At 63.1% G+C, this 23,310-nt stretch carries 18 protein-coding genes; 9 read left to right on the top strand and 9 right to left on the bottom strand.

The annotated features are described in order from the left end of the window. Positions 1 to 11 precede the first annotated feature (11 nt). The gene (locus tag NTH_RS00680) at positions 12 to 311 is read left to right on the top strand and encodes a hypothetical protein (RefSeq protein WP_338528195.1); all 300 of its coding nucleotides are present in this window, start codon (positions 12 to 14) and stop codon (positions 309 to 311) included. Positions 312 to 441: 130 nt separating this feature from the next. On the opposite strand, the gene NTH_RS00675 is transcribed toward NTH_RS00680, so the two are convergent. Then, positions 442 to 2,481 (bottom strand): 4Fe-4S dicluster domain-containing protein, encoded by a 2,040-nt coding sequence (locus tag NTH_RS00675; RefSeq protein ID WP_338528194.1) that lies wholly within the window; start codon positions 2,479 to 2,481, stop codon positions 442 to 444. Between the two features lie 104 nt (positions 2,482 to 2,585). Here NTH_RS00675 and NTH_RS00670 point away from each other — a divergent pair, with 104 nt between their 5' ends. The 8 genes from NTH_RS00670 (at position 2,586) to NTH_RS00635 (ending at position 13,269) form a co-directional block, all read left to right on the top strand. After that, the gene (locus NTH_RS00670) at positions 2,586 to 3,131 is read left to right on the top strand and encodes a DUF3305 domain-containing protein (RefSeq protein WP_338528193.1); all 546 of its coding nucleotides are present in this window, start codon (positions 2,586 to 2,588) and stop codon (positions 3,129 to 3,131) included. Continuing rightward, positions 3,109 to 3,780 (top strand): DUF3306 domain-containing protein, encoded by a 672-nt coding sequence (locus NTH_RS00665; protein WP_338528192.1) that lies wholly within the window; start codon positions 3,109 to 3,111, stop codon positions 3,778 to 3,780. Before NTH_RS00670 ends, NTH_RS00665 begins: the two co-directional genes overlap by 23 nt. A gap of 95 nt (positions 3,781 to 3,875) precedes the next feature. Continuing rightward, a complete protein-coding gene (locus tag NTH_RS00660) occupies positions 3,876 to 5,045 on the top strand; it encodes an Mrp/NBP35 family ATP-binding protein (RefSeq protein ID WP_338528191.1) in 1,170 nt (389 codons plus the stop codon). Positions 5,046 to 5,416: 371 nt separating this feature from the next. Further along, positions 5,417 to 7,084: an NAD(P)H-dependent oxidoreductase subunit E gene (locus tag NTH_RS00655; RefSeq protein WP_338528190.1), complete on the top strand. Its 1,668-nt coding sequence runs from the start codon at positions 5,417 to 5,419 to the stop codon at positions 7,082 to 7,084. 1 nt (position 7,085) lies between these two features. After that, positions 7,086 to 9,875 (top strand): formate dehydrogenase subunit alpha, encoded by a 2,790-nt coding sequence (gene fdhF, locus NTH_RS00650; RefSeq protein ID WP_338528189.1) that lies wholly within the window; start codon positions 7,086 to 7,088, stop codon positions 9,873 to 9,875. 41 nt (positions 9,876 to 9,916) lie between these two features. Then, positions 9,917 to 11,068 carry a putative sulfate/molybdate transporter gene (locus NTH_RS00645; protein ID WP_338528188.1) on the top strand — a complete coding sequence of 384 codons (1,152 nt, stop codon included), beginning with the start codon at positions 9,917 to 9,919 and terminating at the stop codon, positions 11,066 to 11,068. A gap of 369 nt (positions 11,069 to 11,437) precedes the next feature. Continuing rightward, positions 11,438 to 12,457 (top strand): 2-dehydropantoate 2-reductase, encoded by a 1,020-nt coding sequence (locus NTH_RS00640; protein WP_338528187.1) that lies wholly within the window; start codon positions 11,438 to 11,440, stop codon positions 12,455 to 12,457. A gap of 38 nt (positions 12,458 to 12,495) precedes the next feature. Beyond that, positions 12,496 to 13,269 (top strand): fumarylacetoacetate hydrolase family protein, encoded by a 774-nt coding sequence (locus tag NTH_RS00635; protein WP_338528186.1) that lies wholly within the window; start codon positions 12,496 to 12,498, stop codon positions 13,267 to 13,269. Positions 13,270 to 13,382: 113 nt separating this feature from the next. Here the strand turns inward: NTH_RS00635 and sucD are convergent, their stop codons facing one another. The 8 genes from sucD to NTH_RS00595 all read right to left on the bottom strand — a co-directional run bounded on the left by sucD (position 13,383) and on the right by NTH_RS00595 (position 23,008). Further along, entirely contained in the window at positions 13,383 to 14,264 is an 882-nt protein-coding gene (gene sucD, locus NTH_RS00630) for a succinate--CoA ligase subunit alpha (protein ID WP_338528185.1), read from the bottom strand. Next, positions 14,261 to 15,436: an ADP-forming succinate--CoA ligase subunit beta gene (gene sucC, locus NTH_RS00625; protein ID WP_338528184.1), complete on the bottom strand. Its 1,176-nt coding sequence runs from the start codon at positions 15,434 to 15,436 to the stop codon at positions 14,261 to 14,263. Before sucC ends, sucD begins: the two co-directional genes overlap by 4 nt. Before the next feature lie 370 nt (positions 15,437 to 15,806). Further along, on the bottom strand, positions 15,807 to 17,081 hold the full coding sequence (frc, locus tag NTH_RS00620; protein WP_338528183.1) for a formyl-CoA transferase: 1,275 nt from the start codon (positions 17,079 to 17,081) through the stop codon (positions 15,807 to 15,809). 10 nt (positions 17,082 to 17,091) lie between these two features. Beyond that, entirely contained in the window at positions 17,092 to 18,831 is a 1,740-nt protein-coding gene (gene oxc, locus NTH_RS00615; protein WP_338528182.1) for an oxalyl-CoA decarboxylase, read from the bottom strand. Between the two features lie 407 nt (positions 18,832 to 19,238). Further along, the gene (locus tag NTH_RS00610) at positions 19,239 to 19,394 is read right to left on the bottom strand and encodes a hypothetical protein (RefSeq protein ID WP_338528181.1); all 156 of its coding nucleotides are present in this window, start codon (positions 19,392 to 19,394) and stop codon (positions 19,239 to 19,241) included. Between the two features lie 358 nt (positions 19,395 to 19,752). Then, positions 19,753 to 21,282 carry a tripartite tricarboxylate transporter permease gene (locus NTH_RS00605; RefSeq protein WP_338528180.1) on the bottom strand — a complete coding sequence of 510 codons (1,530 nt, stop codon included), beginning with the start codon at positions 21,280 to 21,282 and terminating at the stop codon, positions 19,753 to 19,755. Between the two features lie 80 nt (positions 21,283 to 21,362). Continuing rightward, the gene (locus NTH_RS00600; RefSeq protein WP_338528179.1) at positions 21,363 to 21,869 is read right to left on the bottom strand and encodes a tripartite tricarboxylate transporter TctB family protein; all 507 of its coding nucleotides are present in this window, start codon (positions 21,867 to 21,869) and stop codon (positions 21,363 to 21,365) included. Positions 21,870 to 21,985: 116 nt separating this feature from the next. Continuing rightward, positions 21,986 to 23,008, bottom strand: a complete 1,023-nt coding sequence (locus NTH_RS00595) for a Bug family tripartite tricarboxylate transporter substrate binding protein (protein ID WP_338528178.1) — start codon at positions 23,006 to 23,008, stop codon at positions 21,986 to 21,988. Positions 23,009 to 23,310: the final 302 nt, after the last annotated feature.

Raw genomic sequence — 23,310 nt, 5'->3', positions numbered from 1 at the left:
GGAAATCGTGCATGACAGCTCCCGCAGCCGCAACCGCAAGAGCCCGCTGGCCGCGCCTTGTGGCCCTGGTGCTTGCCATCCTGCTGGGCGTGGCCGGCTGGTTCGTCTGGCAAAATGCCGACAGCCGCAGCGCCGCCAGACCGCTTTCGGCGGATCAACTGCCGGGTCTGGGGATGCCCGCCGAGGTAGCGAACTGCATCGACAAGCGTGAAGCGGAAATCAACGCGCTGCTCGACGAGGGGCTGATGGAGGCGCATGCCGCCGAATTGTCGCTGCAACGCGCGCGTTCGTTTTGCGTGCAGCAAAATTAGGGCAGTTCCAGGAAAAGCGGGAGCCGGTTCCCGCCCCCGGTAAAACAATAGTCGGATCGGCTTACTGTCCGCGAAACGGTGAAGCGATCTGAGGCGTGCTCCTGAAAGACGAGCATGCTTCCGGAGAAGATCATTCCTCGCTCAGGAAATCCTCGACCGAAAGTCCTTTCTTGCCGGCTTCCCTGTAGTCGTCGGTGGTGCGCGTGCGCGGACGCTGCGACATCGCGAAGGGATCGCGGCCTCCGGACGAGAGCACCTCAAGCCGGCAGCTATCGCACATCTCAAGCAGCGAAATCCGCTCGTCGCTCTGGAACATCCAGTGCTTGCCGCCGAGCTTGTCCTTCACCCGCTCGAGCACGCCGCGTGAGGCAAAAGGCTTGCCGCAGCGGGTGCATTCGGCTGGCTCGTCCTCGTTCAGCGTTACCGGTTGCATCACGTTCGGCGCAAGATTGTAGCGCGGCGACAAGGTGATCGCGTCTTCCGGGCAGGTGGCGGCACAGATGCCGCATTGCACGCAGGCCGATTCGACGAACCGCAATTGCGGCTTTTCCAGATTGTCGCGCAGCGCATCGGCCGGACAGGCGGAAACGCAGGCCATGCAGAGAGTACACGCCTCCTTGTCCACCTCGACCGCGCCATAAGGCGCGGAGGGCGGCAGCCGGATGATCTCTTCGCCGGCGCTGCCCGCGCCTGCAATAAGGGCGAGCGCTGCGCGGGCCACTTCTCGTTTGCCGCCGACGGGAGCGAAAGCCGTATGGGCGACTTCGGGCGGAGGGTCGAGGTCGTAGAGCACGTTCTCGACGATGTCGGGATCGGTTTCGAGCAGCACGGAGCACCGGCCGCCCGCCAGCCCAAACCCGCTCAGCAGGGCCTCGAGCAGACGGCGCTCTTCGTTCAAGGCGTCGAGCTCGTCGCTCTTGCGCGGATCGGCAAGCACGACGACCGAGCGGAAACCTGCGGCCAGTCCGGCCGCCAACAGATCATGCCCAAGGCCGCTCACCGAATGAAGCTGGAGCGGAATGACGTTGACCGGCAGCCCACGGCCAAACCGCGCCATCGCACTGATGAGCGCCGTGCCGTGCTCGCCGTCATGGATGAGCAGGACCGGCTCCTTGCCGCCGGCCTCCAGATAGGTCCGGGCCAGCACTTGCACGCGCTCGATCAATTGTTGGCGTGCCGGGTATTCATAGGAGACCGCACCTGTCGGGCAGTGCGCAGCGCAATTGCCGCAGCCGCCGCACAATGCGGTGTCGACCGAGATATTGTCGCCGTCCGGCGCGATAGCGCCGGACGGGCAGTTGTCGATGCACTTGGTGCAGCCCGTCTTCTTCGAACGCTCATGCACGCAGATCGAGGGATCGTAGCTGACATAGATCGGCTTTTCGAACGCGCCCTCATAGGCGCTTGCTTCGAACACCGCGCGCATAACGGCGGCCGGATCCGCCGGGTCGGCGTGAAAATAGCCGTCGCGCCCTTCGGGCCGTGCAAACAGCGCAGGTCCTCCGGTCATGTCGAACAAGACGCTGCACTTGGAACTTGCGCCATCGCGGGTCAGCGCAAATTGAGGCGCGCTGCGCGAGGACGGCAGCATGGGCGCATGGCCGTCCACCACGATGTCGAAAGCCCCCAGCGAACCGCGCGCCGAGCGAACGCGCCCGCAGAAGATGGGAAAATCGAGCACGGTCGGCAGGAGCACGTCTTCGAAGCTGGTCAAAAGCAGCGTTACCGACAAGGTCCGGTTAAGGAGTTCCGCGGCCTCCAGGGCGGCTTGCCCCCGACCAATGACAAGGCACAGACCGTCGCTTTCGATCGTGCGCAGCCGGGCCGGCTTTGCCGGCAGCTCGGCGGCGGCGATCAGGGCCGATATTTTTGGCGAGGGGTCGGCCTTGTCCGCGGTCCAACCGGCCATTTCGCGGATGTTGACGAAGAGGGGCGCTTTGTGACCTGCCTCCTCGGCGATCTCGGAAAAGAGGGGGCTTTCCTGCGTGCAGGCCACGCACAGGCGGCGCCCCTCTCCGAGCGCGGCCTCAAAGCTTGCAATTTCGCTGCGGCAAAGCTGGCTGTGGACGTGAAGATCGTCATCACCCAAGGCAGCGGCAATTGCCTTGTCGTCCAGCGACATGGACTTTTCGCAGTTGCACACCAGCCGCCGCGGGACTTCCTGGTTCATCACCTTGCTCTTGTTCCTTCAACCCCAGCACTTTATTCTTTCATATGCCGCTGGCAACAGTGGCGGGAGGAATTGGTGATGACGCTTGCCAAGGACCATGAATAATGGACCGGGAACTGACGATCCTGGTCGGCGTGCTGGCGGAATGTCGCCAGTCGGTCTCGCGGTGGGCGAAGGACTACTGGATTCCCGTGGGCGTCACGCCGAGCGCAACAGGCTTTTCGGCCGGCGACGTGCTTGTCAGCGACGAGCGCATGACGCGTTATTTCATGGGCGCGGCCGAACTTACCTGTCATGCCGCCGAAACCGAGGCCTATGTTCACAACTTCAACAGCCAGGCCCCGGCGCTGTTCGTCGTCCTGCGGCGCAATGCGGACGGTACGCATCCTTTGCCCTGGTTCGTCCACACGGTAACCGCCTCGCCCTATCTGGCGCAGGATTTCGAAGATGTCGGCGAAGATATCGTTGAACGCGTTGCCATGCCCCCCGAAATCGCCAGGGCGATCATGGATTTCACCGAGCATTTTCACAAGGAGGAGAAGTTTATCAAGCGCCGGCGCGATCAGGGTGCTGCCGAAACCCAGCAATTCGGCAAGGAGCCGATCTTTCTGAACCGCGCCAGGCCGCGTGGAGGCAAGCTCGATGGCTGAGCCAGGGGATAAAGGCTTCCTGTCTCGCTGGTCGCGGCGCAAGCGGGAAGTCTCGCGGCAGGATGCGGACGAGGACTCCAGCCCCGACGAAGCCGGTGAGGAGCCTTCTGCGGAAGCGATCGACGAGGAAATGGAAGCCAATCGGCAGGCCGCCGAAGCAATCGATATCGATTCCCTGGAAAAAGGCGACGACTTTTCGCTGTTTCTCAAGCGCGGCGTGCCGACGGCGCTGCGCACGAAGGCGCTGCGCAGGCTATGGCAGTCCAATCCGCTGCTGGCAAATCTCGACGGGCTCAATGACTATGACACGGATTTCAACGACCCGGCGCACAACACCTACAGCTCGCTCTGGCAGGCAGGCCGCGGGTTCCTGAGTAAGTCCGAACAGCAAAGGCAGCGAGATTCCGGCGGTATCGGCCAAGCCTCGCAGGACAAACCCGCCGAGACGGACGGCGATGAGGAAAGCAAGCCTTCGGCCTCCGCCGTCGAGCAACCGCAAGCGGCTTCCAGCCTGGGACGGCCAGAAGCCGGTCCAGACGAAGGGGCTGAAAGCCAAACAGCGCCGCCCTCCGCCGAGGGCGCCGACGGCGGAGGGGAAGAAGAGCGGCCGCGACAGCGCGTCTCCATCCGCCGCCGCCTCGAAGGCTGATACCGGTGACTGACACCGGTTTGAACTCCGGCTTTGGCTCGGACCGGGAAATCGTACTATGTCTTGTCGGGTTGGATTGAGGGAGTGGCGCGTCAGTGGAAATCAGCAGGCAGGATGTTCTCGAACAGCTTCGCAAGGTCAAAGGCCCCGACCTCAGCGGCAATATCGTCGATCTCGACCTCGTCTCCGAGATCGTGATCGCCGGGCCTGCCGTGTTCTTTTCGCTAACGGTGCCCGGCGAACGCGCGGAGGAACTGGAGCCGTTGCGCGCGGCGGCGGAGAAGGCGGCGCTGCGCGCCGAGGGCGTCAAGAAGGCAACGGTCGTTCTGACGGCCGCGAAGAAGGCAGGCGAGCCGTCCCGCCCGGTAAGACCGGCGCCCAGCCGGGGCCAGGCCGCCATGGTTCCGCCGCCAATGGCGGCACGCGCCGCGCCGCACGCGGCCCCTGCGCCGGCCGCCAGATCGGGCGTGCCAGGCATTGACGCCATCATAGCGGTCGCCTCCGGCAAGGGCGGGGTCGGCAAGTCGACCACGGCCGTCAACCTGGCGCTCGGCCTGCAGGCCATGGGGCTGAGGGTCGGCGTGCTCGACGCAGACATATACGGCCCTTCCATGCCGCGCCTCCTGCACATTTCCGGCCGTCCGCAGAGCGTGACCGGCCGCATCCTCAAGCCGATGGAGGGGTATGGGCTGAAGGTCATGTCCATGGGCTTCCTTGTCGATGAGGAAACGCCGATGATCTGGCGCGGTCCCATGGTGATCTCGGCGCTCACCCAGATGCTGCGCGAGGTGGAATGGGGCGCACTCGACGTGCTGGTCGTCGACATGCCGCCCGGTACCGGCGATGCGCAGCTCACCATGGCGCAGAACGTGCCGCTTGCCGGGGCCATCATTGTCTCCACGCCGCAGGACCTCGCCCTCATAGACGCCCGCAAGGGGCTTGCCATGTTCCGCAAGGTCGATGTGCCGATCCTCGGGGTGATCGAGAACATGAGCTATTTCGTTTGCCCGGACTGCGGCGGCCGGCACGATATCTTCGGCCATGGCGGAGCGCGCTCGGAAGCCGGGCGCATCGGGGTGCCGTTCCTTGGTGAAGTGCCGCTCGACATGCAGATCCGCGAGACTTCCGACAGCGGCACGCCCGTGGTCGTAACGAGCCCCGACAGCGTGCATGCCACGGTCTACAAGGAAATCGCAAACCGGGCATGGTCGCGGATCGCAGAGGAGCGGCAGATGGCGGGCGTGCCGGAGATCATCTTCGAATAGCAGGCCCGCAGCAGCGTTGGCCTTGGAGCCATCACCTATCCAGGCATGATTTCCAGCCGGCTTGTCTGCGGTCGAACCCTGGCCGTTGGTATTGGGCTTGACAGTACGCGCCTCTGGAATACAAAATGCCACGAACTTGCGGCGGCGTTGCTGCATCTGCGACCTGTGATGGCGTTGCTGCATCTGCGACCTGTGCAACGGAACTGCCATCATCGTGCGGCTGCCATCAGGGGAGGAGATGGATCGCACTGTAGAAGACCGCAGCGTTGTTCGCCCCGGCAGCGAAACGAGCCAATCCCGGCCTAAATGGTGTTGACACCGATCGTCGCGCGCGGTGCCTTACCGAGATCGAAAGATGAAGGGTTTTGATAATGAAGGATCGGCGTCCTCGCGATCGTGGACCTAAAGGACGCGCACTTGATGACGCGGCGCTCGACGATGTTCGCGACCTTCTGGGAGAGCGTCCGCGCCGTCGCGATCTCCTGATCGAATTCCTGCATCTTGTGCAGGATCGCTATGGATACCTTTCCGCCGCCCATCTTCGCGCATTGGCTGAAGAGATGCGCCTGTCGCAGACCGAGGTCTACGAGGTCGCCACGTTTTACGACCACTTCGATATCGTGAAGGAGGGCCAAACACCTCCACCCCCGCTGACGATCCGCGTCTGCGATTCGGTCAGCTGCATGCTGGCCGGCTCCGAGCCGCTGCTCAGCAGGCTTGCCGCGAAAGCCGATCCCAATGCGATCCGCATCCTGCGCGCGCCCTGCATGGGGCGCTGCGCCACTGCGCCGGCCGCGCGGATCGGCAACCGCGAGGTGGATCATGCCAGCGCCGAAGGCCTGCTGCAGATGGCTGCCGAAGGCGAAACGGAGACCGTCGTCCCCGACTATACCGGGCTTGGTTCCTATCGCGCATCCGGTGGCTACCGGCTTCTGGAAAGAGTGCGGTCGGGTGAAGTCAGCGTCGACACGCTGATCGAGACAATGCAGAGCGCTGGCCTCCGCGGCCTTGGCGGCGCCGGCTTTCCCGCCGGCAGGAAGTGGAGCATCGTACGCTCCTATCCGGGGCCGCGCCTGATGTCGATCAATGGCGACGAGGGGGAACCGGGAACGTTCAAGGACCGCATATACCTCGAACGGGATCCGCATCGCACATTCGAAGGTGCCCTGGTCGCCGCACACGCGGTCGAGGCCGAGCGCATCTATTTCTACATGCGCGACGAATATCCGGCAGTCCTGCAGATTTTGCGCACCGAGATCGCCGCTCTCGAGGCCGCCGGCCTCGCGGCGCCCGGCTTCATCGAACTGAGACGCGGCGCGGGCGCTTATATCTGCGGCGAGGAAAGCGCGATGTTGGAGAGCATCGAAGGCAAGCGCGGCCTGCCGCGCCATCGCCCGCCCTATATCGCCGAGGCCGGCCTGTTCGGCCGCCCCACGCTCAACCACAATGTCGAAACACTATGGTGGGTCCGCGATATCGTCGAGCAGGGGCCGGAATGGTTCGCCAAAAAGGGCAGGCCGGACCACCCCGGCGTGCGATCCTGGTCGGTTTCCGGCAGAGTGCGGGAGCCGGGGGTAAAGCTGGCGCCGGCCGGCGTCACGGTGCGCGAGCTGATCGACGATTATTGCGGCGGCATGGCGGAAGGCCACGAGTTCAAGGCATATTTGCCAGGCGGGGCTTCCGGCGGTATCCTGCCGTCGTCGATGGGCGACATTCCGCTGGATTTCGGCGGCGAGCTCGCCAGACAAGGCGCCTTTGTCGGCTCGCATGCGATCGTGATCTTTTCACAGGTCGACAGCGTCAAGGATGTGACGCTCAACCTTCTGAATTTCTTCAAGCACGAAAGCTGCGGCCAATGCACGCCGTGCCGCGAGGGTACCGAAAAAATGGTCACGCTGCTCAAGACGCAGGACAAATTCGACGAAGCCACCGTCCGCGACCTCGAAATGGTGATGCGGGACGCTTCGATATGCGGATTGGGCCAGGCCGCGCCCAATCCGGTCAACCACCTTCTGACCCATTTCCGGGAAGATCTTTGACATGTCCAGCAAGATAACTTTTACGCTCGACGAGAAAACGGTAACCGCCTCGGAAGGCGAGACCATATGGGAAGTGGCGAAGCGCGAGGGCAAGCGCATCCCGCATCTGTGCCATGTCGACGCGCCCGGCTACCGGCCGGACGGCAATTGCCGTGCCTGCATGGTCGATATCGAGGGCGAGCGCGTGCTTGCCGCCTCCTGCATCCGCAAGCCGGGCGAGGGGATGGTCGTGCGGACCGACACCGAGCGCGCCGTAAAGTCGCGTGAGATGGTGTTCGAGCTCCTGGCCAGCAACATGCGCCCCGCCCAAGAGGGACCCGACAACCAGTCCGTCTTCTGGGAATGGGCATCTTCCATGGGCATTGGGGGCAGCGAGCGTCTCGGCTCCAAGTTCTCATCCGGCGTCCAGCCCGAGCTCGACCTTTCCAACCCGGCGATCGCGGTCAATCTGGATGCCTGCATCTCCTGCGGCGCCTGCGTGCGCGCCTGCCGAGAGGTGCAGGTGAACGACGTGATCGGCATGGCCAATCGCGGCAACCATGCCTTTCCCGTCTTCGACATGCACGACCCGATGGGCCATTCCACCTGCGTGACCTGCGGCGAATGCGTCCAGGCGTGCCCGACCGGCGCGCTCTACGAGAAGTCGCTGATGGATGAGGCGGGCAAGACCCGCGCCGTCCAGGCCTTCGACAAGGTCGTCGACAGCGTCTGCCCCTTCTGCGGTGTCGGCTGCCAGACCAGCGTTGCCGTCAAGGACGGCAAGATCGTGCAGGTCGACGGGCGCGACGGCTATGCCAATGAAAACCGCCTGTGCGTGAAGGGCCGCTTCGGCTTCGACTATGTCATGTCGGCCGAGCGCCTGACCAAACCGCTCATCCGCCGCGACGACGCGCCGAAGTCCGGCGACATCGACCTGAGCGGCGTCGATCCGCTCACCATATTCCGCGAGGCGACCTGGGAAGAGGCGCTGGAGCGCGCGGCAGGCGGGCTGAAGTCCCTGCTCGATACCCATGGCGGCAAGGCACTCGCCGGCTTCGGCTCGGCCAAGGGCTCCAATGAGGAGGCCTATCTGTTCCAGAAGCTGGTGCGGCAGGGTTTCGGCACCAACAATGTCGATCACTGCACCAGGCTTTGCCATGCCTCATCCGTGGCGGCGTTGATGGAAGGCGTCGGCTCCGGCGCCGTGTCGGCGCCCTTCAACGACGCCATGAAGGCCGAGTGCATCATCGTCATCGGCGCGCGCCCCACGACCAACCATCCCGTCGCCGCGACCTATTTCAAGCAGGCCGCCAAGCTGGGCGCCAAACTGGTCGTCATGGATCCGCGCAAGCAGGATCTGATGCGGCACGCAAGCCACTCGCTGGTGTTCAAGCCGGGCACCGACGTCGCCATGCTCAACGCGCTGCTCCACGTGATTATCGAGGAGAAGCTCTATGACGAGCAATATATCCAGGCCAACGTCTCGGGCTTCGAGGCGCTGAGGGAGAAGGTGAAGGACTTTTCGCCCGAGGCGATGGCGGAAGTCTGCGGCATCGAGGCCGAGGTGCTGCGCGACGTCGCGCGGACCTATGCCACAGCCGAACGCTCCATCATCTTCTGGGGCATGGGCATATCCCAGCATACTCACGGCACCGACAATTCGCGCTGCCTGATCGCGCTGGCGCTGATCACCGGCCATGTCGGCCGCCCGGGCACGGGCCTGCATCCGCTGCGCGGCCAGAACAACGTGCAGGGCGCCTCCGACGCCGGCCTGATCCCCATGTACTTCCCCGATTACAAGTCGGTCGAAAACGCCGACATTCGAGGCCAGTACGAGAATTTCTGGGGCCAGGCGCTGGATCCCAAGCGCGGCCTCACCGTGGTCGAGATCATCGATGCCATCCACGATGGCGAGATCAGGGGCATGTATATTCAGGGCGAGAATCCGGCCATGTCGGATCCCGACCAGACCCATGCCCGGCAAGCATTGGCCAAGCTCGAGCATCTGGTCGTGCAGGATATCTTCCTGACCGAGACCGCATGGCATGCCGATGTGGTGCTGCCGGCCTCGGCCCATGCCGAGAAGCTCGGCACTTACACCAACACCAACCGGCAGGTGCAGATTGGCCGTCCCGCTCTCGAGCCGCCCGGCGAAGCCCGGCAGGATTGGGAACTGATCGTCGAGATCGGCAGGCGGATGGGACTGGACTGGAACTACAAGTCCGTTTCCGAGGTCTACACCGAAATGGCGAGCGTGATGCCTTCGCTTCGGAACATTTCCTGGGAGCGTGTCGAGCGCGAGGAATCGGTCATCTATCCAGCGGACGCCGAAGACAAGCCCGGCAACGAGATCATTTTCTCCAACGGCTTCCCGACATCGGACGGACGCGGCCGCATTACGCCGGCAGACCTGTTGCCGCCCGACGAGGTGCCGGACGAGGAGTATCCGCTGGTGCTGACCACCGGGCGCCTTCTTGAGCACTGGCACACCGGCGCGATGACGCGGCGGGCGGGCGTCCTTAATGCGATCGAGCCCGTCGGCATCGCGGCGATGAACCCGCGCGAGATCGCCAGGCGCGGGCTGTCGCAGGGTGAAATGGTCAAGGTTGAAACGCGGCGCGGCACCGTCGAGGCGATCTTGCGCGCCGACCGGGAAGTGGCTGACGGCATGATCTTCATGCCGTTCTGCTTCAATGAGAGCCCGGCCAACAAGCTGACCAACCCGATGCTCGATCCTTACGGCAAGATTCCGGAGTTCAAATATTGTGCGGCACAGATAGAGGCCGCCGACGAAATTCCGCGATCCCGCTGACGGTTCGGATTGGGGTGGGCCAACCGGGATGATTGCGAGCGATGCCAAGAGCGACGGGTGAGAGGTTCATCTTCAGCCTGCGCGAGTTGAGCGGCGCGCTGGGCGACCTTGGCACGCTGCTGCCCTTGATGCTCGGCTCCATCGCGCTGGTCGGACTGGCGCCGACGCCGGTGCTTCTTGGCTTCGCCATCTTCTATATCGCAACTTCCGTCCATTACCGTCTTCCCATACCGGTGCAGCCCATGAAGGCCGTTGCGGCGGTGCTGCTTACCGCCGGCATGGCGCCGGCCGGGCTGGCGGCCAGCGGCGTCATGATCGGTCTGGTGTTGCTGGTGTTGGGCCTGACCGGATGGATTACGCGGCTTGCCCGTGTCGTGCCGCCATCGGTGCTGGCCGGACTTCAGCTGGGGCTCGGTCTGGCGCTTGCGCTGGTAAGCGTCGAATTGATGGCCACCGCACCGGTCATCGCCGTGCTGATCCTCAGCCTGCTTCTGGGATTGCTGCTGGTGCCGCGCTATCCGGCCGCCTTGATCGCGCTCGTGCTGGCGATCGCGTCGGCACAGCTGTTCGACGTTCCCGGGATGGAGTTGGGGATGGCGACGGCGGCGCCATTCTCCACCCCCGCGTTGCCGTCCCTGGCGGAACTGCAGCGTGCCATCTCGCAATTCGTGCTGCCACAGCTTTCGCTCACCCTCACCAATGCCGTTCTGCTCACGGCGCTGATCGCCGGCGGGTACTTCGGGGAGCACGCCGCCCATGTGACGCCCGCGCGGTTGTCGGTGACAAGCGGTCTTGCCAATTTGTTGCTGACGCCATTCGGCGCGCTGCCGATGTGCCATGGAGCTGGCGGGCTGGCGGCACACTACAGGTTTGGCGCCCGCAGCGGCACGGCGCCGCTCGTCCTGGGGCTGGCCCTGCTGGGTTTCGCTCTTCTGCCGGGCGGGCTCGGGCTGGCTGCGCTTGCCGCGATACCGGCGGCGGGACTGGGCGCGCTGCTTCTGATGGCCTCCGGTGAGCTTGCGTTCACAAAACGGCTGTTCGACTGCAAGCCGTCCTGCTGGCCGGTGATAGCGGCGACAGCGGGCGTAACCGTGTGGATCGATCCCTTCTGGGGCCTGCTCGCCGGCTCATGTGCCGAACTTTTCCGCTGCGCGGCCGTTCGCGCCCTGCGGCGCCACGCCGGCAGCTTGTAGATCAGTTCAGCGTTTCACAGAAACGCCGAGTGATCTGCCCATTCTGATTTTCCGCAACTCCGGACGAAAACCGGCTTCCACTTTTCCTGGAATTGCTCGTAGCGGTTGCATCAGCGTCTCTCGCCGGTCGGAGCTTGGCTCCATCTCATTGCCGGAGCGTCCCGTTCCGCGGCCGTCAGCCCGCGGGGTGGAAGCGTTTCCTTGACTTTCGGCGTCGTGTGGTATTACGTATACCAGACGACTGGCACGCATCGTTGGCTGCATTGCCCATTCACGCCTCCGGGCGAAATGGACGATGGCAAGGTTGCCGACTGGTGATGATCGTGCGGTCCCATGCCCGGCGCCCTAATGATCGACCGAGGAGGAACAATGAAAATCTGCATTTTTGGCGCAGGCGCAATTGGCGGCTACATGGCGGTGATGCTGAAGCGCGGCGGTGCCGATGTTTCACTGATCGCTCGCGGCCCACATCTGAAAGCCATTCAGGAGAACGGACTCAAACTTCTCATCGATGGGGAGGAGATCGTCGAGCGCATGCCCGCGAGCAAGGACCCGCGCGACATTGGCCCACAGGATTATGTGATCGTCGCACTGAAGGCGCATCAGGCATGGGAATCGGCGTCCGACATGGCGCCGCTGATGCACGAGACCACAGCGGTGGTGACGGCGCAGAACGGCCTGCCATGGTGGTATTTCCACGGACTGGGCTCCGCTTTTTCAGGCTTTCGCCTGCAAAGCGTGGATCCGGGCGAGCGGCAATGGCGTCACATCGGCCCGCAGCGGGTCATCGGCGCCACCGTCTATCCTGCGGCGGAGATCATCGAGCCGGGCGTCATCAAGCATGTCTACGGCAATCAGTTCGGCCTTGGCGAACCGGATCGCAGCCAGAGCGAGCGCGTTGCGAAACTGGCGTCCGCGCTGGAGGCGGGCGGTCTGAAGCCCCGCTTTTACGACGACATCCGCAATGACATCTGGATAAAGTTGTGGGGCAATCTCTGCTTCAATCCGATTTCGGCCCTCACCGGCGCGACACTCGATGTCGTTGCCACCGAACCTGGCACGCGGGCACTTGCCCGCAACATGATGATCGAGGCGCAGCAGATCGCGGAGTATTTCGGCGCCTCTTTCCGCGTCGATGTGGAGCGCCGCATCAATGGCGCCGCCGGCGTCGGCGCCCATCGCACGTCGATGCTCCAGGACGTCACCAATGGACGCCCCATCGAACTCGACGCTCTCCTTACATCCGTTCAGGAAATGGGACGCCTTGGCGGCTTCGAAACGCCGTTCATCGACAGCGTGCTGGCGCTCGCCCAGCAGATGGGGCGTGTCAAAGGGCTTTATCCCACCTTTCCCGAGGTGGAGCCGGAGCAGCGGCGCACGGCTTCCTGAGCGGCAGCCTTTTTACAATAGAGCCTGGAGGAGAGACGATGATGCAATGGGTGCGTTTCAAGACGGACGGGCAGGAGCAATTCGGCCTTATCGAAGGCGACCAGATCGTTGTGTATGAAGGCGATCTCTTCGACAATCCTCAGCCGACGGACATGCGCTACCCGTTGAATGCCGCAAGGCTTTTGCCGCCCTGCCGTCCTTCCAAGATCATCGCGCTGTGGAACAATTTTCACCAACTGGCTGCGAAGCTCGAAGTCGCCGAACCTGCCGAGCCGCTCTACCTGCTCAAGGCGGTATCGAGCATTGCCGCGCCCGGTGCCGAAATCAGCCGCCCTGGCTCCTATTCTGGAAGAGTGGTTTATGAGGGGGAATTAGGCATCGTCATCGGCCGCCGGATAAGCGATGTTTCGGAGACAGAGGCGGCAAGCGCCATCTTCGGCTATACCTGCGTCAACGACGTCACGGCGGGCGATATCATCAGCCGGGACAAGACCTTCGCCCAATGGGCGCGCGCCAAGAGCTTCGACGGCTTCTGCCCCTTCGGCCCGGCAATTGCGACGGGCCTCGATACGGACGGTCTTCGTGTGCGAACGGAGCTCAACGGTGCAGAGCGGCAAGATTATCCGCTGGACGATATGATCTTCCCGCCGGCCCGGCTGGTCAGTCTGCTTTCACAGGACATGACGCTGTTGCCCGGCGACCTGATCTGCTGCGGCACCTCGCTGGGTGTGGGCTCCATGAAGGAACCGGTCAACACCGTCAGCGTGACGATCGAAGGGATCGGTACGCTGACCAACCGGTTCCTTCAATAGATCACTGCCCCTATCCCCGGGGGAACGGCGAACCGATCCAGGCTGTTGATCTTGCGCAGTTCCAGGAAAACGGGATATCCGCTTTTCCTGGAATTGCCGCGAGGGCAGGGGGCTCAAGCCTCGATCAGAAGAGCCCGCTGCATCGTCTCGCCCACCAGATGCGGGCTTTCGGCGATGATGACGCCGGCATTCTCGAGAGCTCGGATCTTGCCCGCGGCGTCGTTCCTGGCGCCTTCGATGAATGCGCCGCTGTGCCCCATGCGCCGGCGCTCGGGCGCGTGGCGGCCGACGATCAATGCCACCACCGGCATATCCGGCCTGCTGTCAGCGATGAAATCCGCCAGTTCCTCCTCTTCGATGCCGCCGATTTCACCGACGACGACGACGCCATGGGTTTCGGGATCGGCGAGGAAGAGCTCGAAGCAGGCGCGCATGCTCAGCCCGTGAATGGCGTCGCCGCCGATGCCGACCGTCGTTGATTGGCCAAGGCCGGCGGCGCTCACCTGTGCGGTCACCTCACTCGTCAGCGAGGCGGAGCGCGAAAGAATGCCGATGTGGCCGCTTCTTTCGCCGCCGGTCGCCATGACCCCGATCTTGCACACGCCCGGCGCAAGGACGCCCTGCGAGTTGGGACCGATCAGCGTGGTCGTGCCGTGCTTGAGCGCGTCTCGCACGCGGATCATGTCCTGCAGCGGCACGCGCTCCGTCAACGCGACCACCAGCGGCATCTCGGCCTCGATCGCTTCGATCATCGCGGCGGCGGCATTTTCGGGTGGAACGAAGACCATGCTGGCGTTTGCGCCGGTATCGGCTTTTGCGGAGGCAACCGTGTCGAAGACGGGCAGGCCCAGATGCCGGCTGCCGCCGCGGCCGGGCCTGACGCCGCCGACAACGCGTGTGCCGTATGCGATCATGGCGGCCGAATAATGGGTGCCGGCGCGGCCTGTCATGCCCTGGCAGATCACCCGCGTGTCGGCATCGACAAGAATGCTCATCGGCTTTCTCCCCTTGCACTGGCTTCGTCGACGGCGCGGGTGACGGCGCCCCACATGTCGGGGCAGTCGATCACCTTGCAGCCGAAGTTCTGGAAGCGGAAGCGGGCATATTCGGCGTTGTTGCCGGCCAGGCGGACGATTGTCGGCCGTGCCTTTCCCGTGCGGCGCATGGCGATGCCCAGCCCGTCGGCGATGATGTCGCAAGGCTGCATGCCGCCGCCATGGACATTGACCAGAATGGAGCGCACGGCAGGATTATCGAGCAGCAATGCGAAGCCATGAGCCACGTCGATGCTGGTGGCCGTGGTCCGGATGTCCATGAAGTTGGCCGGCCGACCATTGGCGGCGCGGATCATGTCCAGCGTCGCAAGGCCGAGGCCCGCGCCGTTGACCACGACGCCGATATCGCCGTCCATGCGCACATAGTTGAGCTGATGGCTCTGGGCGGCGATCTCAACGCCGTCATCCTCCCGGTCATCGCGCAGTGCCACGAGATCGGGGTGGCGAAACAGCGCGTTGTCGTCGATGACGATTTTGGCATCGAGCGCAACGAAGGTGCCGGCAGTGGTGATGGCGAGTGGATTGAGCTCGATCAGGGTTGCGTCATTTTCCATGAAGGCAGTGCGCAACTGCCCGAGAAGCCGGGCAAAAGACGAATGCAGCCTGGCGTCGAGGCCAAGGCGCTGGGCCAACGCCTCGGTTTCATTCAGGGCGCCGCCGGGAGCGAGCGTCAGCCGCTCGATTCTCGTTTGTCCCGACTGCAGCTTGTCCTCGATGTCCTCGCTTCCCTCGGGGCCGGCGAGGATGGCGATCTCTGCCCTGGCCGTGTCTATGAGGACGGCCAGGTAAAGGCTCCTGTCTGCCTCGACCGCCTCTTCCACCAGAACCTGCCGGACGAGATAGCCGGCCGGGCCGGTTTGCTCGGTGACGAGCGTTTCGCCAAGCAATCGGCGGGCCGCCGCGCCCGCCTCTTCGGGCGATGAGACCAGCACCACGCCTTTCGAGCGTCCGCGCCCGCCGGCCGGAACCTGCGCCTTTACCGCGCTGCGCTCGAGGCCGAGGGCGCGCGCGCCAGCTTGTGCATCGTCGCCCGACAATGCGAGCCGTCCCTTCGGCACGTCGATGCCATAACGCGCCAGCAATGTCTTGGACTGGAATTCCTGCAGGTTCATATGCTGCCTCCTCCCACGAATGGCCGGTTCGCGCTCTGCCGATCAGTGATGGTATACATAATGCCAATCGGCATCATGACTGTCAATCGGAAGTGGGACGGCAGGGGCTGGGACTGCGGCTGCAACTGGAAACGGAGCGGCGCCTGAGGAAGGAAAGTCTTTCCACCCGCCCGCCGTTCTGGCGCCGACCGCGTGCTGACCATGAGATGACCCGGCAGAAAGGACGACGGCGGCAGCTGGCGCGCCGTACGTCCATTCACACGCACCGGGTTTTGAATCTACGTATCGTGCTCTACGAAGATCGGTTCCGATGTTCGGGCCGATGCCGTAAGTGCCGCCTCAGTCCCCTTCCTGGGGAATGGCAGCGGGTTTATTCGGCGGCCATTTTGACAAGGTCTCCGAGCGCCCCGCCCTTCTGCAGATCAGCGATCGTCTCGTCGTCGAACTGAAGCACCTCGCGCAGGATCTCGTCCGTGTGCTCGCCGAGCAGGGGCGAACGTCGCACCTCGGTGGGGCTATCGGAGAGCTTGATGGGATTGCCGACCGACAGATATGTTCCGCGAACGGGGTGCTCGACTTCGACCACCGTGCCGGTGGCGCGCAGCGAAGCGTCTTCGGCCAGCTCCTTCATCGAGAGGATGGGGCCGCAGGGAATATCCCTGGCGTTGAGAATGTCCATCACTTCGAACTTGACGAGCGTCTGGGTCCATTTCTCGATCCGCGCAAAGATTTCCTCGAGCCGGGGCAGTCGGGCATCGGGCTTGGCGTAATCGGGATCGGTTTTCCAGCCGGGCTCACCGATCACGTCGCAGATCGCCTCCCATACCGGCGCCTGCGTGATGAAATAGATATAGGCGTTAGGGTCGGTCTCCCAGCCCTTGCACTTGAGGATGCGGCCGGGTTGCCCGCCGCCGGAATCGTTGCCGGCACGCGGCACCGTGTCGCCGAACTCAATGCCTTCGCCATACTGGCTGTATTCCTTCAGCGGGCCGTGTGCGAGGCGCTGCTGGTCGCGCAGCTTGACGCGGCACAGATTGAGCACTCCATCCTGCATGGCGGCCGATACTTTCTGGCCGCGCCCGGTCCTGGTGCGCTGGTAAAGCGCCGTGACGATGCCGAGGCACAGATGCAGGCCGGTGCCCGAATCGCCGATCTGCGCACCGGTCACCAGCGGCAGCCCGTCGCGGAAGCCGGTGGTGGAAGCCGCCCCGCCGGTGCACTGGGCGACGTTCTCATAGACCTTGCAGTCCTGGTACGGACCCGGACCGAACCCCTTGATGGAGGCGACGATCATCGCCGGGTTGAGCTCCTGGATGCGCTCCCAGGTAAAGCCCATGCGGTCGAGCGCGCCCGGCGCGAAATTCTCCACCATCACGTCGCACTGCTTGATCAACGCTTCCAGGACCTTTTTGCCGTCGGCGGTCTTGGTGTTGAGCGTGATCGAGCGCTTGTTGTGGTTGAGCATGGTGAAATAGAGGCTGTCGGCATCGGGCAAGTCGCGCAACTGACCGCGCGTGATGTCTCCGACACCGGGCCGTTCAACCTTGATGACGTCAGCGCCGAACCAGGCAAGCAACTGCGTACAGGTCGGACCCGACTGAACATGGGTGAAATCGAGGATGCGGACGCCTTCGAGCGCTTTCATGGTGGGCTCCTTATTTCTTTCCGACGACGCTTTGTGGGTTGAGATTGCCGATGCGGCCGCTTTCGGTGCCGGCCGCGGGGTCTATGACCGCATTGACGAGGGTGGGCCTGCCCGAATCCATCGCCTCGCTGACGGCCCGATAGAGCTCATCCGGCGTGGTTACATTGGCGCCTGCGCCGCCAAAGGCCTCCATCATCCTGTCGTAGCGCGCGTCCTTGACGAAGACAGTCGTCGCGGCATCTGCGCCGCCCGTCGAGTTGACGTCGGTGCCGCGGTAGATGCCGTTGTTGTTGAAGATGACGATGCAGACCGGCAGGTTGTAGCGGCAGATCGTCTCCACCTCCATGCCGCAGAAGCCAAAGGCGGAATCTCCTTCGACCGCCAGCACGGGCTTGCCGGTCTCGACGGCCGCGGCGATCGCCGAGCCCATGCCGACGCCCATGACGCCCCAGGTGCCGACATCGAGCCGCTTACGCGGCTGGTACATATCAATGATGCCGCGCGCGAGGTCGAGCGTGTTGGCTCCCTCATTGACCAGAATGGCGTCGGGCCGCTCCTTAACGACCGTGCGCAACGCGCCGAGGGCGCCGTGGAAGTCCATCGGCGTCGAGTTCTTCTTCAGGCGCAACGCCATTTTGGTGATGTTTTCCTGCTTCTTGGTCTCGACCGCGTCGATCCAATCCCCGGGCGGCATCGGCCAGTTGTCGCCAAGACCTTCAAGGAGGGCCGAAACACAGGATCCGATATCGCCGACCAAGGGCGCCGCGATCTCGACATTCGAATCCATCTCCTTCGGCTCGATGTCGATCTGGATGAATTGTTTCGAACCAGGTTCGCCCCAAGCCTTGCCCTTGCCGTGCGACAAGAGCCAGTTGAGGCGCGCGCCGATCAGCATCACCACGTCGGAATTCTTCAGGACCGTCGACCGCGCCGCGCCCGCCGATTGCGGATGCACATCGGGCAGCAAGCCCTTAGCCATGCTCATCTGCAGGAACGGCGCGCCGCTTTTTTCCACAAATGCACGGATTTCCTCGTCGGCCTGGGCATAGGCCGCGCCCTTGCCAAGAATGATGAGAGGACGTTTGGCGCCCCTAAGCACATCGAGCGCGCGCTCAATTGCCGATGGCGCGGGGATCTGCGCCGGCGCCGGATCGATGACCTTGACGAGCGACTTGCGCCCAGCCTCCGCCTCCATCACCTGGGGGAAGAGCTTCGCCGGCAGATCGAGATAGACGCCGCCCGGCCGGCCCGAAACGGCGGCGCGGATGGCGCGCGCCACGCCGATGCCGATATCTTCGGCATGCAGCACGCGGAAAGCGGCCTTGCAAAGCGGCTTGGCGATGGCAAGCTGGTCCATCTCCTCATAGTCGCCCTGCTGCAGGTCCACGATCTCGCGTTCGGACGAACCCGAGATCAGGATCATCGGGAAGCAGTTGGTCGTGGCATTGGCAAGCGCCGTCAGGCCATTCAGGAAGCCGGGCGCCGACACGGTCAGGCAGATTCCGGGCTTCTTCGTCAGGAAGCCGGCAATTCCCGCCGCATAGCCGGCATGCTGCTCATGCCTGAAGGAGATAACGCGGATGCCCTCGGCCTGTGCCATACGGCCGAAATCCGTGATTGGAATGCCGGGCACGCCATAGATGGTGTTGAGCCCGTTGAGCTTGAGCGCGTCGATAATAAGATGAAAGCCGTCCGTTAGTTCCCGTTCTTCGCCGGGCACCGACGATTCAACCTTTGTGGCGATTGTCATTTGGGGCGTTTCCTCCTCTTCGACCGTGCCGTTTGCGGGTCCCTCGACGCCCGGCAGTCATCTCGTGCGACGTTCGGCATGCAGCCGCAAACCAGCGTGGTCGTTCATCGATTTCTGGCATAACTAATACCAAAAGTCAAACCGCCCCAGCTGCCGAGCGCGCGGGCCGGCCGGACCGGCCTCAACCAGGCGCGGGCGGTTCAGGTTCACCGATTTTGGGAGGATGAGGGCCGGCGAAGATTTCGGCGGAACGCGGTGGATGGCGTCGTTTCCGCCGCTCTCGGCGCCCCGATAAGGCTGCGGTCCCCAATAGAGGCCAGCCGGTGGCGTGCGGCCGCCAAGAGAAGGCCAAAGAAAAGGGCCGCGGAACGGAAGCGGCCCTTGGTATTCGCCATGGATGGGCGGGACTATAGCTGGTGACAGGCATCCGGCTGCACGTTAGCGCCGCCCCTCGTGTCCTTGTTGTCGAAGATCTGCTTGAGCAGGGCGCCGAACGCCAGGCCAAGGCCGAGCCACCGCTGATCCCGATTGGAAAGCTTCTCGATGTTGCGATGCGTGTCCATGCGTCTCTCCTGAGGATTGCGAGCCGCTCGCGGCCCGGTTTTGCGATGCGCCCGATGTAATGCGGTTTCGTGAGATTTTGTATACCAGATGCTGCATAGCACCTTCGCGTGTGCAGCATAGCTCCACACGGAGAGGGGTTTCACAATTAAAAACAATGGGTTATTGAGGCCGCGTCGCGGTGTCGCAGCGGAGGTTTCAGTATTTCAAGCTGCGGCTTCGCGTTTTTTTGCAGCAAGGAGCCTCGACGAACCGCCGGAAGCCGCAATACGAACGATCCGAGACGGTGACGGCCGCTGCTCGGAGAAGCAGCGGCCGTGGATATCCTGTCAGCGCGCGGGCTGGAAAAGGAGTGCTCTTCTATTCGCCGGCCGGCACGACCTTGTTGCTGGCACGCCGCGTGCGCCACCAGCGCAGGGCCAGCGGATAGACGAAGAGCGCCACCGCGACGAGCATGAAGATTGCCGAGAGCGGCCGCTCGACGAAGATCAGCGGGTCGCCTTGGGAAGATAGAAGAGACTGGCGCAGCGAGCGCTCGGCGAGGGGGCCGAGGACGATGGCCAGCACCGCTGGCGCTACCGGATAGTCGAGCTTGCGCAGCAGATAGCCGACGACGCCGAACAGCAGCATCAGCCAAAGATCGTGCATGGTCTGGGTGGGCGCGTAGCCGCCGACGATGCAAAGCACGAAGATGATCGGCGCCAGGATGGTGAACTTGAGCGTCAGCACGCGCACGAAAAGCGGAATGAGTGCGATATTCAGGAGCACGCTGACGATATTGGCGAAATAGAGCGACCCCACGAGCCCCCAAACGAAGTCCGGATGCTCGGTGAACAGCAGTGGCCCTGGCCGCAGGCCCCAGATGATCATGCCGCCCAAAAGGATCGCCGTTGTCGGCGATCCGGGAATGCCCAGCGTGATCATGGGCAGCATCGAACCGGTGGAGGCGGCATTGTTCGCCGCTTCGGGGGCGGCGACGCCTTTCATGTTGCCCTTGCCAAAACTGTCGGGATCGTTCGACAGCGCCTTTGTCATGCCGTAGGCCATCAGCGAGGCGGGCGTGGCGCCTGCCGCCGGCAGGATGCCGACGAAATAACCAAGCAGGCCGCTGAGGCTGGCGGGGACGATGTAACTCTTGATGCGCTTGAGATGCTCTTTGATCGACCGCAATCCCGCGGTCACACGGTGCGCCTGTACGTCGCCCTTGGTTTGCTCCAGCGTCCACAGCATCTCGCCGATGCCGTAAATGCCGATGGCCAGGACGAGGAAGTTGACGCCGTGGAAGAAGCCGGAAATGTCGAAGAAGATCAGGCGCGGCTTGCCGGAAATGATATCCAGGCCGATCGTCGCCAGGACGAGGCCGATGACAATCGAGCAGATGGTCTTGGCTATGTCGCCGCCGCCGAGGCCGACGAACGTGGCGAAGGCCAGCATCATCAGCGCGAATTCCTCCGCTGGCCCGAATTTCAACGCGAAGGCAGCGAGCGGCGGCGCGAAAAGGGTGAACAGCACGACAGAGATCGTTCCGCCGATGAAGGAGGCGATCGCCGCGGTCAACAGTGCCTGATCAGCCTTTCCGCCTTGCGCCATGGGCCGCCCGTCGAAGACCGTGGCAACCGCCGTCGAGGCGCCGGGGATGCCCAGCGTGATCGATGAGACCGCACCGCCATACATGGCACCGTAATAGACGGCCGCAAGGAAGATGATCGCAGCGTCGGGCGGCACCAGGAAGGTCACCGGCAGCAGGATCGCCACACCGTTTACCGAACCGAGCCCAGGCATTGCACCGACGAACAGGCCGATGAGGCAGCCGATGACGAGCATGGTCAGATTCAATGGCTGAAGAGCGTCGGCCAGGCCGCCCATTAGCGGGATGAGTACCGATTCCATTGCCAATACCTTCCTGTGTTCCGTTTATACGCGCTGCGTCGCGCGAAAACTTGCGGTGGGTTTGTTGGGAGGGCCTCAGGTCAGTAGATCAACCTGTATATCGGGAAGAACAAAGGTTCTGTGATTCCTTTTGGCAGTGGAATTGTCATTAGATATTCAAAGAAAAAGAATACGAAGGACGGGATGAATATCATCAAGGCGATCGACAGCCTCCATGAATGACCTCCGAGAAATCTTAAATAGAAGAGCAAGAAGGCCATCAGGGACAGATACATGCCTACGAAAGAGGAGGCGAGCAGAAGGAAAAACAGGGCCAGGACGGTCAGGCCGACGATCCACACGGTTTCCCGGTCAACGAAGGAAGAGGTGTCGCGCGATTCCGGCGTCGCTTGCAGGTAGCAGCGTATCAGTATCGCGATGCTCGAAAGGAGCATGATGACCGACAACCAGAAGGGCCAGAAACCGGAGCCGGGACCGGCGCCGCTGATCCAGCCGATGGACAGGCCATCCGTGCTTTTCCACATGAGCCCGAGCGAAGCCAGAATGAGCAGCAGTGCTGCGGTAAATTCTGCCGTGCGAACAGTCATTCCCAATACTCCTCCCAAAGCCGGCCGATATCGTTGCATATCGGCCTAGAGATAGCCCGCTATGTCGAGGGAGGGGATCTCCCTTCGGAAATCCCCTCGGCCAAACAAGCCTCGCCTCAGTCGCTGGTAATTGCGGCGGCGCCGACTTTATCGATAAGCGCCTTGTGGCGCTCCAGCTGATTGTTGTGGAACGTCGCGAGCTCCGCGCCTCCCACGAACTCGTCGCAGGTCAGCCCGTCGGATTTGCAGAAATCCTGCCATTCCTGTGACTCGAAGAGTTTCTGGAACAGGTCGACGTACCATTCCTGCGCCTCGGGAGACATTCCGGGCGGGCCGTTGATCGAGCGCTGCATGTAGTAAACCAGATCATGCCCGAGTTCTTTCGCGGTGGGCACATCGGCGAAGGACTCCATCCGCTCGTCGGTGAACTGCACCAGTGGCAGGCTCTGCTTTGCGCGCCAGAATTCCATCTGCTCGGCCGGATTGTTGACCGTCGACACGATGTGCTTGCCGACCAGGCTCTTGGCGACATCGCCACCGCCCGGGAAAGGGATGTAGGTCACGTCCGCACCGAACTCGGCTTCGAGCATGGCGAACAGGATCGAGTCCTCCTGGCCGATGCCCGTGCCGCCGACCTTGAAATCCTTGTTGGCTTTCGCCACCTCGGCGCCCCAGGTCTGGAAATCGGATATCTCGGAGTCGGCCGGCACCCACAGCAGGAACGTGTCGATCGCCATGCGGGCGATCGGCGTGAATTTGGTGATGTCGACTCCAAGCCCCTCCTGCACCAGCGGCGTCGTGTAGAAGCTGTTCAAGGTGACCAGCAATGTGTGGTCGTCGCCGGCCTTGTCCTGGATATAGCGCAGCGCCTCGGCGCCCGATCCTCCCGCCTTGTTGATCGGGATGAACGGCATGGGAGACAGATCATTCTTCTGGATCAATCCCTGCATCAGGCGGGCAATCTGATCGGCGCCGCCCCCCGTTCCCGCCATGATTATGAATTCCACCGGCTTTCTTGGTTGCCAGTCTGCGGCCGTGGCCTGCGGCATGAGCGCAAAGGCCGTTCCTGCGGCCAAAGCCATTCCGAGGCCGCGCAACTTAAAACTCGCCATTCGATTTCCTCCCGTTTTACCAAGCAAATTCAGGACGATACTCGTAAGGCTACTGCAAGCTCCCGATTGCTCAGTCTGCCATGGCATTTTGTATGCCAACGCGTATGTCACCTTAAGAACCTTACCGAGTCAAGTCCTAATGCCTTGTGCATTGCACCAATTGGTTTTTCGCGCCGGGTGTTGCCCAGGCGCTTTCGCGTTCGCCGTCAGGTGCCGTCTCGTTCAAAAGGCGGATGCGCCGGGCTATGGGGCTTGACATGGTAATGCTCTGGAATACAAAATGCCAGAACCAGTAACAGATCGCCACCACGGCTGCGACGCATCAAGCC

The organism is Nitratireductor thuwali, assembly GCF_036621415.1.
GTDB lineage: Bacteria > Pseudomonadota > Alphaproteobacteria > Rhizobiales > Rhizobiaceae > Chelativorans > Chelativorans thuwali.
This window is presented reverse-complemented; position numbering and strand designations above follow the sequence as displayed.

Bases quoted from the DNA above. Each gene is read 5' to 3' on its own strand.
- NTH_RS00600 (WP_338528179.1), bottom strand. From the start codon at position 21,869: ATGACTGTTCGCACGGCAGAATTTACCGCAGCACTGCTGCTCATTCTG.
- NTH_RS00605 (WP_338528180.1), bottom strand. From the start codon at position 21,282: ATGGAATCGGTACTCATCCCGCTAATGGGCGGCCTGGCCGACGCTCTT.
- fdhF (WP_338528189.1), top strand. From the start codon at position 7,086: ATGTCCAGCAAGATAACTTTTACGCTCGACGAGAAAACGGTAACCGCC.
- NTH_RS00610 (WP_338528181.1), bottom strand. From the start codon at position 19,394: ATGGACACGCATCGCAACATCGAGAAGCTTTCCAATCGGGATCAGCGG.
- sucC (WP_338528184.1), bottom strand. From the start codon at position 15,436: ATGAACCTGCAGGAATTCCAGTCCAAGACATTGCTGGCGCGTTATGGC.
- NTH_RS00640 (WP_338528187.1), top strand. From the start codon at position 11,438: ATGAAAATCTGCATTTTTGGCGCAGGCGCAATTGGCGGCTACATGGCG.
- frc (WP_338528183.1), bottom strand. From the start codon at position 17,081: ATGAAAGCGCTCGAAGGCGTCCGCATCCTCGATTTCACCCATGTTCAG.
- NTH_RS00670 (WP_338528193.1), top strand. From the start codon at position 2,586: ATGGACCGGGAACTGACGATCCTGGTCGGCGTGCTGGCGGAATGTCGC.
- sucD (WP_338528185.1), bottom strand. From the start codon at position 14,264: ATGAGCATTCTTGTCGATGCCGACACGCGGGTGATCTGCCAGGGCATG.
- NTH_RS00635 (WP_338528186.1), top strand. From the start codon at position 12,496: ATGATGCAATGGGTGCGTTTCAAGACGGACGGGCAGGAGCAATTCGGC.
- NTH_RS00655 (WP_338528190.1), top strand. From the start codon at position 5,417: ATGAAGGATCGGCGTCCTCGCGATCGTGGACCTAAAGGACGCGCACTT.
- NTH_RS00680 (WP_338528195.1), top strand. From the start codon at position 12: ATGACAGCTCCCGCAGCCGCAACCGCAAGAGCCCGCTGGCCGCGCCTT.
- oxc (WP_338528182.1), bottom strand. From the start codon at position 18,831: ATGACAATCGCCACAAAGGTTGAATCGTCGGTGCCCGGCGAAGAACGG.
- NTH_RS00675 (WP_338528194.1), bottom strand. From the start codon at position 2,481: ATGAACCAGGAAGTCCCGCGGCGGCTGGTGTGCAACTGCGAAAAGTCC.
- NTH_RS00645 (WP_338528188.1), top strand. From the start codon at position 9,917: ATGCCAAGAGCGACGGGTGAGAGGTTCATCTTCAGCCTGCGCGAGTTG.